This is a genomic window from Rickettsia conorii str. Malish 7 (assembly GCF_000007025.1).
GTDB lineage: Bacteria > Pseudomonadota > Alphaproteobacteria > Rickettsiales > Rickettsiaceae > Rickettsia > Rickettsia rickettsii.
The window spans coordinates 867,163-882,500 of sequence record NC_003103.1; the positions used below are offsets into that span (position 1 = coordinate 867,163).

Here is a 15,338-nt window from a genome sequence, read left to right on the forward strand (position 1 = left end):
ATACCATCATAGTTATAATATTAGCTATATACTAAAATATTCACTATTAATTAAGTTTTCTTTACTAATAGTTACAATTTATTTTATAAGTTAAATTTTGTTCAGTTTAGACTTTAGACAAATAAGTTTATTGACAAAAGTTAATTTTTATTGTATTTTGCCCTCTTAGTATTTTTTTTTGAAAGGTAGTTATGGTAGAGATAAACAACAATAAGATTAGCTTAGCACTATTTGAAGGCGGTGGAGTAAAAGGAAATATCCATTTAGAAAAATTAAAAATAATGGAGCAAATAACCGGTAAGTCTACTTGTGAGATATTCGATTTTACTGGAGGGACCAGTGTTGGAGGACTTATTTCTATTTTGCTTAATTTACCGGATCCTAATAATCCCGGAAAACCTTTATTCAGTGCAGCGCAAGCTCAAGAACTGTTTGAAGAAATGGCACACAATATTTTTCCGGTAGGATTAACTTTTAGAAAATTGTGGAGTTTTAATGGCTTATTCAGCCATAAATTTTCTCCTGAACCATTAGTAAAATTATTGAAAGCATATTGTAAGGATTATACCCTCAAGGATTTAATCGGTGATGTTGTAGTTACAGGTTATGATCTAAATAATAAACAAAATCCTCTTATGACCTTCTCTACTATAGATGCTAGACAAAGTGAAGAGAATGATTATTACCTTTCAGATATAATACAAGGCATCACTGCAGCACCTGGATATTTCCCCAGCCACCATTTCCGTAATATAACCAATACTAAATCACATAAAATTATTGATGGTGGAGTATATGCTAATGACCCAACCTTACAAACATGGCAATTATTAAAAGAAAATAACTATAACATAGAAAACGCTTTGTATTTATCATTAAAAGAAGAAAATAATGATGATTACCAAACTGTTTGTTGCGGCGGAGGCATGCTAGAACTAGTGAAAAATAATATGCCCGCTAAAATATTAGCAGCAACACAACAAGCTGATGAAAAAACCGCTCAAAGCATTTTTGGTAATAAATTAATAGAAATAGCTACTTATATTCCAGAAAAACATTCTGAGATGAGTGATTCTAGTACTGAAAATCTGCAAGCACTAAAAGAATTTGCTAAAAAATCTATATATGGAAGCTCCACCTTTAGAAATATACCTTATAATGAAAAGTTTAAAGAAGCTATTGATAAAATAATAACTAATTATAATGCAAATAATCCTAACGACCAAATTGTTATGAATGATTTTTACAAAGAGTTATTCCATATTAATACTTCTAATAACGCACTTGATAAAAGTTTTGAACAGGAAGAGGATATAGCAAACAACGAGGATGCAGTGAAGACACTGATAGCTCAAGCTCTAGATTCTAAAGATATAGAACCTGGGAAAAAAGAATTATTAGCAGATATCAAGGAGTTTTTTAATCCATTCATCGAAAAAAATCCAGAAGCAAAAGTAGATATAGAGAATTTTTTACACGAAGTAAAAAATTTGACATTAGCAGAAATTGAAAACGGTATTGTTACTTTTAAAGAAGCTAGATTAAAATGGCAAGCAGAGCAGAATAACCTTGATATATTTAGTAGCTGTAGTATGGAAGCCTTAAAAGAGGATATGACTCTTGAGGGTGAAGAGCATACAGATGATGTACAAGGTTATCTCTAATTTTCTTAATGTCATTCCCGCGTAGGCGGGAATCCAGTCAAAAAAGTATAAATATGCTAGACTTTTAAAACTAAACGCTCGATTTATCTCGCTTTACCTTGGATTCCTGTTTTCGCAGGAATGAAATCGAACGCTTTCTTCGAGCCATACAACAACGCCACAGCTGCTCACAATGACGACACCTGTGTTTAGTTAGGAATATTTGACTTTTTCTTCTTATATAAAATCCAAATACAGTAAAACGAAATAGCAGAGCTAATACTTAAAACGAAGCATAATAAAGCAAAATTGCTTATCGTTGGGCCGTGTATTTTAGAAACCAAATAAGTTACAGCAGCGATAACTACGTAGTATATTGCACCAAATATAGATCCTGCCGTACCTGTTACTTTAGCATAATCCTTCAGTGCATAACTAAGCGTCATAGGGATAAGTAGATTATGCCCAACCATATGAATCATCATCGGTGCACATATCATAGCGATTGCAAGATTATGACTCGTTGAAATAACTTCTAATATAAAAGCATTTACCGCAAATAATATACACAACCGCACAAACTAAAAATAAATCCTAAACCCATAACTTTTTTATCGTGTACATGGCGTTTTTTTATTAAATACCCCCTCCTAAAAAGCCTCCAAAGATAGCGGCAAAAGATAACAAAAACGCTAATTTACCGTAAAAAGATGGCGAAACTTTCATTTTATCAATCAAAATAAAAGGAGCTTCTATGAAAAAGCCGTAATATATGCCGTTAAATGCACCGATGATAAAAGCATATAACCAAAGAATTTTATCTTTAATAATTACCTGCAAAACCTCAAAATATTTACTGCTTTGGGAAAAATCTATATAAGAATTTATTTCAGGTAAAACTTTATAATATATTATCGGTAAGGCTAAAAAATACAAAAACATAATGCCAGCTTGCATATTCTATAATATAGTCCCCTATAGATGAACCTAGAGAAGGGATAAATAACAGCCACGGAGATAAGCTAGCATAGACATATGATAACTCTAAGCCTTGATAGGAGTCTCCAGCCATACCTGCCCAATAACAGAACCTACACTTACACCGAAAGCTTGCACAACACGAGCTATCATCAGCATTTCTATATTAACTGCAAAAATGCTAATAATTGAAGATACAACATAAATAAAAAGCCCTAATAAAGCTATAGGTCTCCTACCGTAAATATCCGATCATCTGCCGAGTGATAATATACCAAGCACAAACCATAGAAAATATAATGTAGATGTAATTTGAGTGAGACCGCCGTCAATGCCGAAATATTTGGTTAAACTCGGTAATCCTGAAGTATAAATTGTTTCCGTAGTCGGTGATAAAATAAATAAGCATAGAAGCATCCATGCCGGAATCTTCGCAATAATTTTCATAAATGATTTTTTTTATTTCGGTTCATCGAGTTTTATCGATTAATCCGCTCCAAACAAAATTTTTCCATTATCATTTTTAATCTTTCTATTCTCTCAATCAAGTAAAGTCACTGCTCTCTGCTAATTCTATAATTTTTATCATATCTTGCATCAACGTAAGCTTTTTCTAGTAATTCAAAACATTCTTTTTGTTCGGGAGACGATTGCAAAAATACTTTAAGTAGCTCAACATTATAAATTTGCACAATATCCACCTAGCGTTCTTATATCGTGTAACTTTGGTTTGTAACGGGCAAACACTAATAAAATGTTACTGTAAACACTTGCAGTGGCTTGATGCAGCTCAAAAGCACTTTTACTAAAATCACCTCTTTCTAATGGGTATTTACAATCAATAAAAAAACTCTTGCCTCTACCAAACCAGTATTCATAATCTTCTTTAGCTATTTCTTTTACTTCACTCCAAGGCAAATTTTTAGCTCGAGAAAGCTGCTCGCCACTATCATATAAAAGAATACCTTCATTCTTAATGTCGGTATAAAAATAACGCCCTTTTTCAAGCTTGTCATTTACCTCACTTATAGATTCGCATATTATAGATATCCAAGGTTCTAGCGAAAAAACCTCGGCTTTTCTTAAGCCTGTTTGTTCTAACCTTTTTTCTATCTTAGATTCTACCCTTAAAGTAGCATGCTCCTTAAATTTACCTTTTTTTCTACTAAAAAGTCAAAATCACTTGTATAACTATAAGTAGTATGATCTTCCGTATACATATCTTTAACCCAATCACCTCTAGCATACGAGCCATACAAGATAATCAGGACAATTTTATCCTTGGCAACAGCCAAAATTTGCTGCACTATATAATCAAGCCTATCTTGCACTTCAAGAGACCGTTTTGGTCAAATTGTTTTCATAGCTGATCGTTATTTAAACGTTAAATCTAAAATGTACTATATCCCCATCCTGCATTTTATATTCTTTACCCTCTAAACGCATTTTACCTACTTCCTTGGCTTTTGCTTCACTACCGAGATTTATGTAATCTTTATAGCCGATAACTTCTGCTCTGATAAAACCTTTTTCAAAATCGGTATGAATAATACCGGCAGCAGCCGGTGCAAGTGTGCCGTCTTTAAAAGTCCAGCTATGGGCTTCCTTTGGTCCTATAGTAAAAAAGCTTTTAAGGTTTAAAAGATTATACCCCTCTTTAATGACTTTATTAAGCCCTGTTTCGTCTAAACCTATAAATTTTAAAAACTCTTCCTTTTCTTCCATGCTTTCAAGTAAAGCAATTTCAGCTTCTATTTTTGAAGAAATTACGACACTTTTAGCATTTTCTTTCTTTGCTCTTTCCGCTACTAATTTTGTAAATTCATTACCTATAGCTGCATCTTTTTCAAGTACGTTACATATATATAAAACGGGCTTAGAGGTAATTAACTGCAATTGTTTTAAATTATCAACTCTTAAAGCTTCATTTAGCACTCTTGCAGGTTTATCCTCACCTAATACCTTATAAACCTCTTTTAACAGCTCTATCTGCTCTGCCATGGCTTTATCGCCTGACTTCAAGCGTTTTTCACTTGTAGCTAAACGCTTTTCAACCGATTCTATATCGGCAAGTATTAATTCCGTTTCAATAATCTCGAGGTCATGCAGCGGATCGACTTTGTTATGTACGTGCGTTATATCCTCATCTTCAAAACAACGCAGTACATGCAGTATTGCATCGACTTCCCTGATATGAGATAAGAACTTATTACCTAGCCCTTCCCCTTTGCTTGCTCCTTTAACAAGCCCTGCAATATCGACAAACTCAATATAAGACGGAATAATTTTACCGCTTCCGGCTAAGCTTGCTAGTTTATGCAAACGCGCATCAGGCACTAAAACTTTGCTGCTATTAGGCTCAATAGTACAAAACGGATAATTAGCGGCATCTGCAGCCTGACTTGCCGTTAAGGCATTAAATAACGTCGACTTACCGACATTCGGCAACCCAACAATTCCGAGTTTTAGTGTCATAAATTTTTCCGTAAATAATACATTATAGAATCTTTTTCGCAACCGTGCATAGCAAATTCAATTTTATACCTCAGTTTCTCATAAAACGATTTTGCTTGGCAGTCCATAGTAACAAGATGAATAAAATTACAGCCTCGTTCACGTGCTAAATCCTCAACCTTTTGCATTAGTACAGTACCATAATTTTAGTTTCTTATATTTTCATTAACAAAGAGTGAATCAATGTAAAATCCCCCCAAGAACTCATACCGCTAATTCCTACAACAAAATTTTTATCCTGATCTAAACAGGAAAATGAAAAAGATTCAATATCTCCTACTAACCCCTTTTGTTCTCTAGCATCTTTGTTCAAAGCCTCAATAATTATAGTGCTATAAGTTCTATCCATTGCATCAGCATAAACAATTTCAAAATTTTGTGTCATAAATCTTTGCTTCTTTGCTGTTTAGTTTTAATATCGTTTTCCCGTCATTGCGCGGAGATGCATAGCATCAACGTGGCAATCTCATGAAGTAGTATAGAATTCCTGAGATTGCTTCGTCAAAACTTACAGTTTTTCCTCGCAATGACGAGTTGGTATCATCCACACAGCAACGTCGATCAAGTCGTAGGAATAACATTGAATATATCAAGCTATCTTATTCTTAAATTCTTCTAACTTATTCTCTAATATTAAACCAAAGTTACTAGTGATTCTATCTATAGCTTGCATTACTGTTTCATACTCCGGTTTAGAGAAATGATTAAGTACGTAATCTGCTACACCCTGATTATTTTGCGGTCTACCGACTCCAATCCTAATCCGGTTATAATTATTACCTATAACCCCATCAATCGACTTTAAACCATTATGCCCGCCATTACCGCCACCAGTTTTAAATTTTATTCTACCTGTTTCTAAATCAATATCATCATGAATAACAAAGATTTTTGCGGGGTAGATATTATAATATGTTTTCACCGATATCACTGACTTACCGGACAAGTTCATATAGGTGGTAGGCTTTATAAAAATTATCTTTTGTCCATCACTAATAGTTTCAGCAATTTCACAATTGAATTTTTTCTTTGTACTAAATGATGAATTATATTGGTTTACTATTTTCTCTATAGCAATAAAGCCGACATTATGCCTCGTATATTGATACTCTTTTCCTGGATTACCAAGACCAATAACAAGAAGCATAATAATTTACCTAATAACTAGTAATGGAAAATTTTTGAAGAAGTATTGATTTGCAAGAAGTACAGAATAATGCCATTCTTAGCTCAGCATTATTGAGTGGATCGAAAAACCTACTCGATGTCATACCGTGGCTTGACCACGGTATCCAGAAAAAAAATTAACAAAGACTGGATACCGCTACAAGCTGGCAGTATGACAATTCAAGATTACCGGATTCCCGCTTCTAGCTAGGAATGGCATAAAACGAGCCAAACAACAACGCCTACGAATCCTCGCAATAACGATTTAAGTATCTAAGCAAGTCCTTATCGTGAGAATTATCTTACTTCCCTGCTTCAGCGGCTTGTTGTTCCCCTTCAGCTTCAGTTTTTGCTCCTCTACGTCCTATAATAGTTGCAAGGACAAATTCTTTGTTTGTAACAAAACTACATCCTTTCGGTAATTCTATTTTTGACGATTTTAGCGAAGTAGCCATAGGCATATTAGTAACATCTATAGTTACGTTTCTTGGGATATTATTAACATCACATAATAAAGTAACTCTTCTTTTTACTATATTAAAGTATCCACCTCTTTTAACGCCTAAAGCTCTTTCTTTCCCTTCATATACTACAGGTACTTCCATTTTTTGGGTTTTCTCTTCTAAAAAGACAAAATCAACATGGCGTACTATATCCGTAACAGGATGTAATTCTACAGCCTTCGGCAATACTTTATATTTTTTCTTATCAATTGTTAAATTAATTAACTGAGAGATAAAAGCCGGCTTTCTATAATATTTAGTTATTTCCTTTTCTTCCAAAGAAATACTAACAGGTGTTTTACCCGCTCCATAAATAATAGCCGGCACACGCCCTGCTCTTCTTAATGCTCTTGCTGCTCCCGTACCGAATTCCGTACGGGACTCCGCTTCAAGTTCTAATATTTCACTCATTATTACTCCATATTAACTTATAATAAATCTTCATTATCATACTTAATTACAATTCAAAATTCAAGTAAATTAATTTTTGATTAGAATATAGGAGTAATATATTCCTTAGTTAAAATTCTTTAATTTATTGGATATTGAAAAGAAATTTAGTTCTAACCGAAATTATTTTGTAAGGAAATTATGAAACAGATACAACCTAAGCATAGTGCAAATCCCTCAAACTGTGGAGAAGAAATTACTGCCAAGGATATAATAAGGATTTTCTCCTTGAATCTATTATGTACTCTTCTGACTCTGACTATATTGGGCGTGACAGCGAGAGTGAAGATGACGATTCTTATGCATCAATACTCTTGTTAAAAATAAAGAACCGGAATGCAAAATTCACTTAGATTTAGTTTAGTATATTACATATGTGCTACCAAACAAATGTTAGAGAACAAGCAGAAAATGCGAAGGTTTCTAATTTAGACAATGAAAGGCAGGTAATTAAATGTAGTACAACTCCAACAATTCTGTACCGAAAGTTCAATTGAATCTATGATAACATCAACATCAAAAAGCAACATAGATGCTGACAAAATTATCTTACCTTTCCCTTCTGTAGAACAACAAAGACAATTAGGGAAATTATATCGTTATAATTAAAAATTTTAAAGAGCTTTACCCTTCTAATTCTGACAATGGTAACGTTGGAATAGTAATATTATTAGGTGATGAAAAGGAGTCATACGGCAACCTAAATCTATGGGATATTTAAAAATTTATGAGTTTGCAGAGATAATCTAGCACCGCTTTCTAATGCTAATTTTACTGCTAACTCATTATTTTCGCCATTAAGTCTTTGGTTGTTTTGATCCATAGGTTGAATAAAAACCGGTATATTATAAGAGGTTTGCCCTACTTCCGGTATGAGACTATATTCTAAAATATTTTTAGCAACGATAAATTTCACCGCACTAATTTTAGGCAATAAATCTTCTCTTATTTTACTATAACCGGTTTTACCTACCTTCGGCGAACAAATTATAGACACTTCTTTCGGCAAAGAACGATATAACGTACCGTTAGTCTCTATTTGAACTTTAACATCTCGGTCTAATAACTTCTGACATAATAACTCTATAGGTTGACGCATCGGCTCACCGCCTGTTATTACTACTAAATTAATCGATTTTTCATTTTTAGAATTTAATGCCAGGCTTTCTACTTTATTCAAAATCTTATCTATATCTACTAAATCAAAATCTTCAAACTCCGTATCACAAAAATTACAAGCAAGATTACATCCTCCAAGCCTAATAAAGATCGCAGGACAACCTACAAAAATGCCCTCCCCTTGTATAGTCTTAAAAATAGACTGTACCTCTAACTGAGTACCGTCACCGTTTAATATGCTTCTTTTAGGATTTTGTCCAAACATTTTTAAATTATTATCGATTGATTAAAAACATTATAGTACATTTTTATAAAAAAATCTTGCAATAACTAATAAAAAAAACTATTATCTAGGTTTCATCGGTCATATGGCTTTGGTATGCCTAATGTTTTACCGTTTAAACCTAGAAATACCAATTATAAGGAACAATATGCCTAAATTAAAAACAAAATCTGCCGTAAAAAAACGTTTTAAACTTACTGCTAGCGGCAAGGTTATTGCATCTCAAGCAGGTAAAAAACATTTTATGCGTCGTCGTACTAAAGCTCAAATTCGTAACCTTAGAGGAACTACAATACTTTGTCCTCAAGACAGATATAATATTAAAAAATATTTTTTACCGTACGGTATAAATTAATTAACTAGGAGCTAAAGCAATGACACGTGCAAAATCAGGAAAAATTTCCAAAAATCGACATAAAAAAATCCTTAAATTAGCCAAAGGCTATAGAGGTAGAGCAAATAGCTGTTTTAGAGTAGCTATTGAGAAAGTAGAAAAAGCCCTCCAATATGCTTATAGAGATCGTAGAAACCGTAAACGTGATTTTAGAGGCTTATGGATTCAAAGAATAAATGCAGCAGTAAGAGAACATGGGCTTGTTTACTCTCAATTTATGGGAGCTCTTAAAAAAACAGAAATCGATATAGATCGTAAAGTACTTGCAGAACTTGCCGTCAATAACAGTGACGGATTCGTAAGTATCGTAGAAAAAGCAAAAGCACATATTTAAGTATTTAATGTCATCTCGTGGTCAAGCCACGGGATGACATATTTATAATAATTAATTTTTATTTTCGTTCGGTATAAATATTATGAAACGTACATTTCAACCTAGTAATTTAGTTAGAAAAAGAAGACATGGTTTTAGATCTAGAATGGCTACTCCAACCGGAAGAGCAATCTTAAAAAAACGTCGTACTAAAGGTAGACATAAATTATCTGCTTAAAATAATCTGATTTATCAAATTGTCTATTACCTCTTTAAAAAATCAAAAAGAATTTGAGCTTATAAATAAGCTTGGAAAGAAGCTCCATGAGAGATATTTTATTTTGGTAATCGCCACAAAACTTCCAAAAATCTTCCTTGAATCAAAATATAACACCTTTTTAGGAATCAAAGTTAGCAGAAAGCTAAATAAAAAAGCTGTAGTTCGCAACAAAATTAAACGGCGTATACGACATCTAATTAGAATTATTGTTAGTGATTCTAGCTTTAAGGCTATAAAATTTGCAATGATTATTATTCCGAGAAAAGGATTTGAAGAGATAAACTTCTCACACTTGAATTATGAATTAAGTAAAGTAATTCTAAGAAATATTTAGATTTCAATAGACCTCTTCGGAAACTCGCTTATAGAGAGGAATTTGAAGGAGACACGGAACACAGAACCGCAGCATACAAAAGAGTACGTGAGGATTCAAGTACCGGATCGACGTACAAATTACCTCTAGAAGTAGAGTTTCCGAAGAGGTCTATTGAAATGACTTGGCATTACTCGCGTGGCTTGGTTTTGCCGTCATTGCGAGGAAAAATTGAAAATTTTGACGAAGCAATCCAGTACAAAATTCTGATGTACAGATTTTTTACTATTTTTTATGGATTGCCACACTTCTTGCAGTCGCTGCGTTGTGGCATGGCTCGTTTTATGTCATTCCCGCGAAAGCGGGAATGACATCGAGTAGGTTTTTCAAGCCATGCAAGCAAGCCTTCCACGGGAATAATATTGAATTTACTTATACTCCCTCTGTCCCCTCTCCTAATGCCGGTACTTCTTCTACTACAGTAAGTGTTGTATCTATAGTATTTTCTTCAGACGTAATAGTATTTATAGTAGAATTATAATATTTTTTTACTAATTCGATAACGTCTAAATTATGCGTCTCTTCTGCCGTATAAATATTAGAGCTACCTACCTCTATAGTACTATGCTCAAGTACAGCTTTTAGAATAGCTAAATCACCTTTCTCTATAGCCTTACTAAGATTATATAATTCTATTTTTGTAGTACTATGCTCAAGTACAGCTTTTAGAATAGCTAAATCACCTTTCTCTATAGCCTTACTAAGATTATATAATTCTATTTTTGTAGTACTATGCTCAAGTACAGCTTTTAGAATAGCTAAATCATCTTTCTCTATAGCCTTACCAAGATTATATGATGCTATTTTTGTAGTACTATGCTCAAGTACAGCTTTTAGAATAGCTAAATCACCTTTCTCTACAGCATTATCAAGATTATATGATGCTATTTTTGTAGTACTATGCTCAAGTACAGCTTTTAGAATAGCTAAATCACCTTTCTCTACAGCATTATCAAGATTATATGATGCTATTTTTGTAGTACTATGCTCAAGTACAGCTTTTAGAATAGCTAAATCACCTTTCTCTATAGCCTTATCAAGATTATATGATGCTATTTTTGTAGTACTATGCTCAAGTACAGCTTTTAGAATAGCTAAATCACCTTTCTCTATAGCCTTATTAAGATTATATAATTCTATTTTTGTAGTACTATGCTCAAGTACAGCTTTTAGAATAGCTAAATCACCTTTCTCTATAGCCTTATTAAGATTATATAATTCTATTTTTGTAGTACTATGCTCAAGTACAGCTTTTAGAATAGCTAAATCACCTTTCTCTACAGCATTATCAAGATTATATAATTCTATTTTTGTAGTACTATGCTTAAGTACAGCTTTTAGAATAGCTAAATCACCTTTCTCTATAGCCTTATCAAGATTATATAATTCTATTTTTGTAGTACTATGCTCAAGTACAGCTTTTAGAATAGCTAAATCACCTTTCTCTATAGCCTTATCAAGATTATAGGTACTTACTTTAGTATTACCATAATTAAGTAAACAAATTAATAGTTCAGAATTCCCTTGCTCTATAGCGTCCCCTATACTATTATCAGTGTATAATCCTTTCTGATTTAACATAGTCTCTATCTTGCTTAGAGAAAATTTATTAAAATTATATGTTTCTAAGGTTAAAGCTCTACTAAATACCCTGATTAAGTCATCGTATGTTAATTCTTGCGGCTTTGTTTCTATATTTAAGTTAAATATTTCAGGATATGATTCATGATATTTCGCATGAATATTTTTATAAAATTTTACAAAAGCTTTATATTCTTTATGTAGAAAAGCCGGCAACTCCTCTATGCTTTGCATCTTTTTAATTTTATTAGCACTTAAAGAAAAACTATAAATTTGATCGTCTAATTTATAGCTTATACTAAAATCTGATGCTACTAATAGATGAAAATTATCTCTTATATATTCAATTAATGAAAAGTCATTTTGTGTTCTAGCATCGTAATTATTTTGAGCTAATAGTGTAATATTTGCATCGCTGGCCTTATTATAAGTGCATAACACCATGTTGCCCTGTATCCAATCTAAATGATGTTGAGCGGCTCCTGAATGACAAGAAAATATATGAACAATATTACATTGATTTGCAATGGTATTATTTTGTATTTTATTAAGCAGTGTAATATCTAACACAGAAGTTGTACCTTCATCAGAAAATATACTCATTGATAAGTAAGAAGGCTCAGGCATAAAATATGATTTAATTTTTCCCCATAAACCTAAATTAGTAGGTTTATAGAAAAACTCTGATCCATGTGCATATATAAAATATTCACTACCTGTACTTGAAGGTAAGTCAGCTAAGGTTTTTATTTCCTTGATATCAGGATTTTCATTTTTCATACTTATATTCGGGCCTTTAAACAATATTTTTTGCATATTTATATCCTTATATAATTAACTTAATTACCATATTCTATGGGAATTACCACATAATATGGTAATTTTTATAAAAGTCAAGATAGAGTGGGTATTTTATTCATAGCTGTTAAGTTTTTAATAAGAAAAAATCATATAAAGCTATATAGTATTTATAAAAATTTAGAGTTGATAATTTATATAGATAATAGCATTGAAAATAAGGCCTATAAAGTAACCGGCAAAAAAGGGATAAGATTTAAAACAATCTTATCCCTAGTTGCGAATAAAAATAGAGTTTAGAAAGAACTTGCAATATTATTTATTAAATCTCCGGATCAGTATTTCCCAATATTGTTGTATCTGAATTATTATCCGTATTTTCTTCCATACAATTTAAATTGAGTGCAATAGTATTATTTAAAAGAATTTCAGAAGTGATTCCTTAATTACTGATTGACCATTATTTATATTTTCTATTATACCTTTTGAAACAATATTTGACCCTAATGTACCCTCACTAGATATATTGAAAGTACTGCCTGATACTAGATTTAGTGTACCAACGATATTCAAAGACCTTCCTGCTTCTATAATGACGGTAGTATCAGAATTGAATGAGATATTACTAAGAATCACATTTGATGCTATAATAAGTTTAAGAGTATTCATATGCATAGAGTCTAAATGAATATCTAAAAAATCTTCAACCTTTATTTCTTTTAAATAATTTTCTTATGCCCCTTTTGACATCTCAAGTAACTCATTTTTAGAAATAGTCATTTTTTCTGTTAATTTATATAAATTTCTATCTTTTAAGAGATCTAATAAAATTTTTACTAGGTAACAACTGCAATAGTTCCTTATAAGTTATGGTATCGGAACACCATTTTATTAACTTCCAATTTCAAAAAAGAATTTTTTATTATTTTCTTCTGTTAGTGTTCTATAGAATTTTATCCGCTCATCATTTACCGTAAAATCATCAACTCACTTTTTGAGCGTTTCTTCTAACCTATCTAATATTGCTAAATCACAAAATCATTACTGTTATGTATTTGATCATTATTAAAAGTAAGGATTGTACTATTTCCTGCTATTAACTCACATAACTTATCTAACTCATGACCAACTACGTAATCAATATCTTTAAAACTAAGTTGCTTTTGTTTCAATAATTTTTAAATATTTTCATTAAGAAGATAAGTTGTTTTTGTTTGTATCGTTTATTGCTCCAAGTTCATTGATGCCTTTGTGCTTATCATCTTCATAATAATTACGAGCAATTTCAAATAATTTTGTTACTGCATTTGCACTAGCTATATCATTATAACTAGCTAATGTATTTAATAATTCATGATTTGAAATAATAGCTTTCATTTCTTCTGCACTTAATATTTTCTCTTTCACTAAAAAATGATCTTCCATCTTTTCTATTGATGATTAGCTCTTACCGCTCGTACCCTTGCCCCTAATTGTTTATAACTATCTATACTTTCCTTATCTTGTTTTTTCTTATACACCTCTTCTATTGCTTTTCGCTCTAATTCATTACTCTTATTCTACTCCCAAGCCTTTTTTTCTTCATTTTCAGGTTGATCGTTTTTAATACGCTCTATTTTGTATCTATTTCTACAAATTTCTCTTCTATAGATATACTTGATTTTTTATATATTTCTGCAAAAAATTCATAATTTTTATCTTTAATATATTTCCTAAATTCTGATTTTAATCTAAAGAATTCTTGCATGACTGCAGAATTTTTAATAATCTCAGGCAATTCCAAATTATTTAAATCACCTTGGATATATTGAAAATTTTCTTTTTGCTTTTCATAGTCAAATAAAAATTCTGCTTTTATATACTCTTCAATAGTATCAATAACACTTACTACAAAACTTGTCTTTTCTACTTCAAAATCTAATTCGCTCATATTTAAATCCTAATTATTATTAAATTGAAATTTAAGAAATTTTAACTGTTGGTAATATAGTCAATTCAATGAGATTTGCATAAAAGGCGCAAGGCACGAAACCTATAACTAATAGGAAAGCAACGAATAATGATGTAGGTGAGTCCAAATCAATTGACTATAAAATACGGTCATTGATTTTTATGCAAAATTCTATCGAACTATTCTCAATAAAAACTTACAACCACTTCCGTTTCTTAAAATATTTATAGGTAATAATTGTAGATAATAGCATTAAGAATAAGGCTATAGGATAACCATACGGTGATTTAAGCTCAGGCATTACGGTAAAATTCATGCCGTAAATACTAGCTATTAAAGTGGGTGGGAGAAAAAATATAGTAACCAACGAAAAAATTTTAATAATATTATTTTGTTCAATTGCAATCATACCGAGTGCTGCGTCTAGGGTTCTTGCAATCTCGCTAGATATAAATTGTGAAAAATTAATTATTGAGTCTACGTCTCGAAGCAATGTATCTAATAGATCCTTAGATGCTTTATTGTGAGTTATTTGTGGAGATTTTAAAATATATTGAATAGCCATAGTTAAAGAAAATAAACACTCACGGCTTTTAGAAAGTAAATCACCTTTTCGACCTATTTTCTTTAATACATTGGTATGATCTATACGCAAATCATTAATATTATTATCAAGTATTAAACGTCCATAATCATCAATATCCATACTAATCGACTGTACAATATTCGATAATCTTGTTACCATATTACGAAGTAACATAAATAAAATATTTTCTGCATTATGTTTGTTATTAAGCTGTTTAGCAAATTTATTTATACAGTCATTAAAGGGTATTAATTCTACGTAACGAACTGTTATAAGACAACATTTATGCAAAATAAATACTATAGAATGTGTTTCAGGAAATTCTTGCTCTTTATTAACGAGTTCCGTAATAGTTAGATATAACGCCTCATTTTCAACATATAACCTCTCAGAAATCTCAATTTG

The 15,338-nt window shown here is 31.5% G+C and carries 20 protein-coding genes and 2 pseudogenes (1 of these 22 running past the window's edge); 6 read left to right on the forward strand and 16 right to left on the reverse strand.

Annotated features, from left to right (window positions below; all coding sequences use genetic code 11):
• Positions 1-191: 191 nt before the first annotated feature.
• Entirely contained in the window at positions 192-1,664 is a 1,473-nt protein-coding gene (locus tag RC_RS04595) for a patatin-like phospholipase family protein (RefSeq protein WP_010977521.1), read from the forward strand.
• A gap of 188 nt (positions 1,665-1,852) precedes the next feature.
• On the opposite strand, the pseudogene RC_RS09160 reads toward RC_RS04595, so the two are convergent.
• The 10 genes and pseudogenes from RC_RS09160 to RC_RS04655 all read right to left on the reverse strand — a co-directional run bounded on the left by RC_RS09160 (position 1,853) and on the right by RC_RS04655 (position 8,639).
• A pseudogene (locus RC_RS09160) lies at positions 1,853-3,068 on the reverse strand (Bcr/CflA family efflux MFS transporter).
• A gap of 107 nt (positions 3,069-3,175) precedes the next feature.
• Entirely contained in the window at positions 3,176-3,313 is a 138-nt protein-coding gene (locus RC_RS09735; RefSeq protein ID WP_004997939.1) for a hypothetical protein, read from the reverse strand.
• Positions 3,300-3,539: a HEPN domain-containing protein gene (locus RC_RS04620; protein ID WP_010977525.1), complete on the reverse strand. Its 240-nt coding sequence runs from the start codon at positions 3,537-3,539 to the stop codon at positions 3,300-3,302. Before RC_RS04620 ends, RC_RS09735 begins: the two co-directional genes overlap by 14 nt.
• 209 nt (positions 3,540-3,748) lie before the next feature.
• A complete protein-coding gene (locus RC_RS04625) occupies positions 3,749-3,916 on the reverse strand; it encodes a nucleotidyltransferase domain-containing protein (RefSeq protein ID WP_152023041.1) in 168 nt (55 codons plus the stop codon).
• Between the two features lie 82 nt (positions 3,917-3,998).
• Positions 3,999-5,096, reverse strand: coding sequence for a redox-regulated ATPase YchF (gene ychF, locus RC_RS04630; protein WP_010977527.1), 1,098 nt, complete (start codon positions 5,094-5,096; stop codon positions 3,999-4,001).
• Positions 5,093-5,263, reverse strand: coding sequence for an acetyltransferase (locus RC_RS04635; RefSeq protein WP_010977528.1), 171 nt, complete (start codon positions 5,261-5,263; stop codon positions 5,093-5,095). Before RC_RS04635 ends, ychF begins: the two co-directional genes overlap by 4 nt.
• 26 nt (positions 5,264-5,289) lie before the next feature.
• Positions 5,290-5,520, reverse strand: coding sequence for a hypothetical protein (locus RC_RS04640; RefSeq protein ID WP_010977529.1), 231 nt, complete (start codon positions 5,518-5,520; stop codon positions 5,290-5,292).
• A gap of 204 nt (positions 5,521-5,724) precedes the next feature.
• Positions 5,725-6,282 carry an aminoacyl-tRNA hydrolase gene (gene pth / locus RC_RS04645; protein WP_010977530.1) on the reverse strand — a complete coding sequence of 186 codons (558 nt, stop codon included), beginning with the start codon at positions 6,280-6,282 and terminating at the stop codon, positions 5,725-5,727.
• 322 nt (positions 6,283-6,604) lie between these two features.
• Positions 6,605-7,216 (reverse strand): 50S ribosomal protein L25/general stress protein Ctc, encoded by a 612-nt coding sequence (locus tag RC_RS04650; RefSeq protein WP_010977531.1) that lies wholly within the window; start codon positions 7,214-7,216, stop codon positions 6,605-6,607.
• A gap of 745 nt (positions 7,217-7,961) precedes the next feature.
• A complete protein-coding gene (locus tag RC_RS04655; protein WP_004997925.1) occupies positions 7,962-8,639 on the reverse strand; it encodes a 7-carboxy-7-deazaguanine synthase QueE in 678 nt (225 codons plus the stop codon).
• Between the two features lie 166 nt (positions 8,640-8,805).
• Here RC_RS04655 and rpmI point away from each other — a divergent pair, with 166 nt between their 5' ends.
• The 5 genes and pseudogenes from rpmI to RC_RS11070 all read left to right on the forward strand — a co-directional run.
• Complete coding sequence (rpmI, locus tag RC_RS04660; RefSeq protein ID WP_010977532.1) at positions 8,806-9,012, forward strand: 50S ribosomal protein L35; 207 nt, start codon at positions 8,806-8,808, stop codon at positions 9,010-9,012.
• A gap of 19 nt (positions 9,013-9,031) precedes the next feature.
• A complete protein-coding gene (gene rplT, locus RC_RS04665) occupies positions 9,032-9,385 on the forward strand; it encodes a 50S ribosomal protein L20 (RefSeq protein ID WP_004997919.1) in 354 nt (117 codons plus the stop codon).
• Positions 9,386-9,467: 82 nt separating this feature from the next.
• A complete protein-coding gene (gene rpmH / locus RC_RS04670) occupies positions 9,468-9,602 on the forward strand; it encodes a 50S ribosomal protein L34 (RefSeq protein WP_010977533.1) in 135 nt (44 codons plus the stop codon).
• Positions 9,603-9,621: 19 nt separating this feature from the next.
• On the forward strand, positions 9,622-9,978 hold the full coding sequence (gene rnpA, locus RC_RS04675; RefSeq protein WP_010977534.1) for a ribonuclease P protein component: 357 nt from the start codon (positions 9,622-9,624) through the stop codon (positions 9,976-9,978).
• 5 nt (positions 9,979-9,983) lie between these two features.
• Positions 9,984-10,130: pseudogene (locus RC_RS11070) on the forward strand (palindromic element RPE1 domain-containing protein); the annotation flags it as partial.
• A gap of 259 nt (positions 10,131-10,389) precedes the next feature.
• On the opposite strand, the gene RC_RS04680 reads toward RC_RS11070, so the two are convergent.
• The 6 genes from RC_RS04680 to RC_RS04705 all read right to left on the reverse strand — a co-directional run.
• Positions 10,390-12,414: a hypothetical protein gene (locus RC_RS04680; RefSeq protein ID WP_010977535.1), complete on the reverse strand. Its 2,025-nt coding sequence runs from the start codon at positions 12,412-12,414 to the stop codon at positions 10,390-10,392.
• Between the two features lie 399 nt (positions 12,415-12,813).
• The gene (locus tag RC_RS04690; protein WP_010977537.1) at positions 12,814-13,071 is read right to left on the reverse strand and encodes a hypothetical protein; all 258 of its coding nucleotides are present in this window, start codon (positions 13,069-13,071) and stop codon (positions 12,814-12,816) included.
• A gap of 350 nt (positions 13,072-13,421) precedes the next feature.
• Entirely contained in the window at positions 13,422-13,568 is a 147-nt protein-coding gene (locus tag RC_RS09650; RefSeq protein WP_016830870.1) for a hypothetical protein, read from the reverse strand.
• Positions 13,569-13,587: 19 nt separating this feature from the next.
• Entirely contained in the window at positions 13,588-13,821 is a 234-nt protein-coding gene (locus RC_RS04695; protein ID WP_010977538.1) for a hypothetical protein, read from the reverse strand.
• Positions 13,822-14,008: 187 nt separating this feature from the next.
• The gene (locus tag RC_RS04700; RefSeq protein WP_010977539.1) at positions 14,009-14,326 is read right to left on the reverse strand and encodes a hypothetical protein; all 318 of its coding nucleotides are present in this window, start codon (positions 14,324-14,326) and stop codon (positions 14,009-14,011) included.
• 217 nt (positions 14,327-14,543) lie between these two features.
• Positions 14,544-15,338: the 3' portion of a magnesium transporter CorA family protein gene (locus RC_RS04705; RefSeq protein WP_010977540.1), read on the reverse strand. The gene runs 165 nt beyond the window's last position; only the last 795 of its 960 coding nucleotides appear in the window; its start codon lies beyond the right edge, outside the window; the stop codon is at positions 14,544-14,546.

What these genes read in the sequence shown, in the direction of transcription:
- RC_RS04595 (WP_010977521.1), top strand. Translation starts at nt 192, where the DNA reads ATGGTAGAGATAAACAACAATAAGATTAGCTTAGCACTATTTGAAGGC.
- ychF (WP_010977527.1), bottom strand. Translation starts at nt 5,096, where the DNA reads ATGACACTAAAACTCGGAATTGTTGGGTTGCCGAATGTCGGTAAGTCG.
- RC_RS04635 (WP_010977528.1), bottom strand. Translation starts at nt 5,263, where the DNA reads ATGCAAAAGGTTGAGGATTTAGCACGTGAACGAGGCTGTAATTTTATT.
- RC_RS04640 (WP_010977529.1), bottom strand. Translation starts at nt 5,520, where the DNA reads ATGACACAAAATTTTGAAATTGTTTATGCTGATGCAATGGATAGAACT.
- pth (WP_010977530.1), bottom strand. Translation starts at nt 6,282, where the DNA reads ATGCTTCTTGTTATTGGTCTTGGTAATCCAGGAAAAGAGTATCAATAT.
- RC_RS04650 (WP_010977531.1), bottom strand. Translation starts at nt 7,216, where the DNA reads ATGAGTGAAATATTAGAACTTGAAGCGGAGTCCCGTACGGAATTCGGT.
- RC_RS04655 (WP_004997925.1), bottom strand. Translation starts at nt 8,639, where the DNA reads ATGTTTGGACAAAATCCTAAAAGAAGCATATTAAACGGTGACGGTACT.
- rpmI (WP_010977532.1), top strand. Translation starts at nt 8,806, where the DNA reads ATGCCTAAATTAAAAACAAAATCTGCCGTAAAAAAACGTTTTAAACTT.
- rplT (WP_004997919.1), top strand. Translation starts at nt 9,032, where the DNA reads ATGACACGTGCAAAATCAGGAAAAATTTCCAAAAATCGACATAAAAAA.
- rpmH (WP_010977533.1), top strand. Translation starts at nt 9,468, where the DNA reads ATGAAACGTACATTTCAACCTAGTAATTTAGTTAGAAAAAGAAGACAT.
- RC_RS04680 (WP_010977535.1), bottom strand. Translation starts at nt 12,414, where the DNA reads ATGCAAAAAATATTGTTTAAAGGCCCGAATATAAGTATGAAAAATGAA.
- RC_RS04690 (WP_010977537.1), bottom strand. Translation starts at nt 13,071, where the DNA reads ATGCATATGAATACTCTTAAACTTATTATAGCATCAAATGTGATTCTT.
- RC_RS04695 (WP_010977538.1), bottom strand. Translation starts at nt 13,821, where the DNA reads ATGGAAGATCATTTTTTAGTGAAAGAGAAAATATTAAGTGCAGAAGAA.
- RC_RS04700 (WP_010977539.1), bottom strand. Translation starts at nt 14,326, where the DNA reads ATGAGCGAATTAGATTTTGAAGTAGAAAAGACAAGTTTTGTAGTAAGT.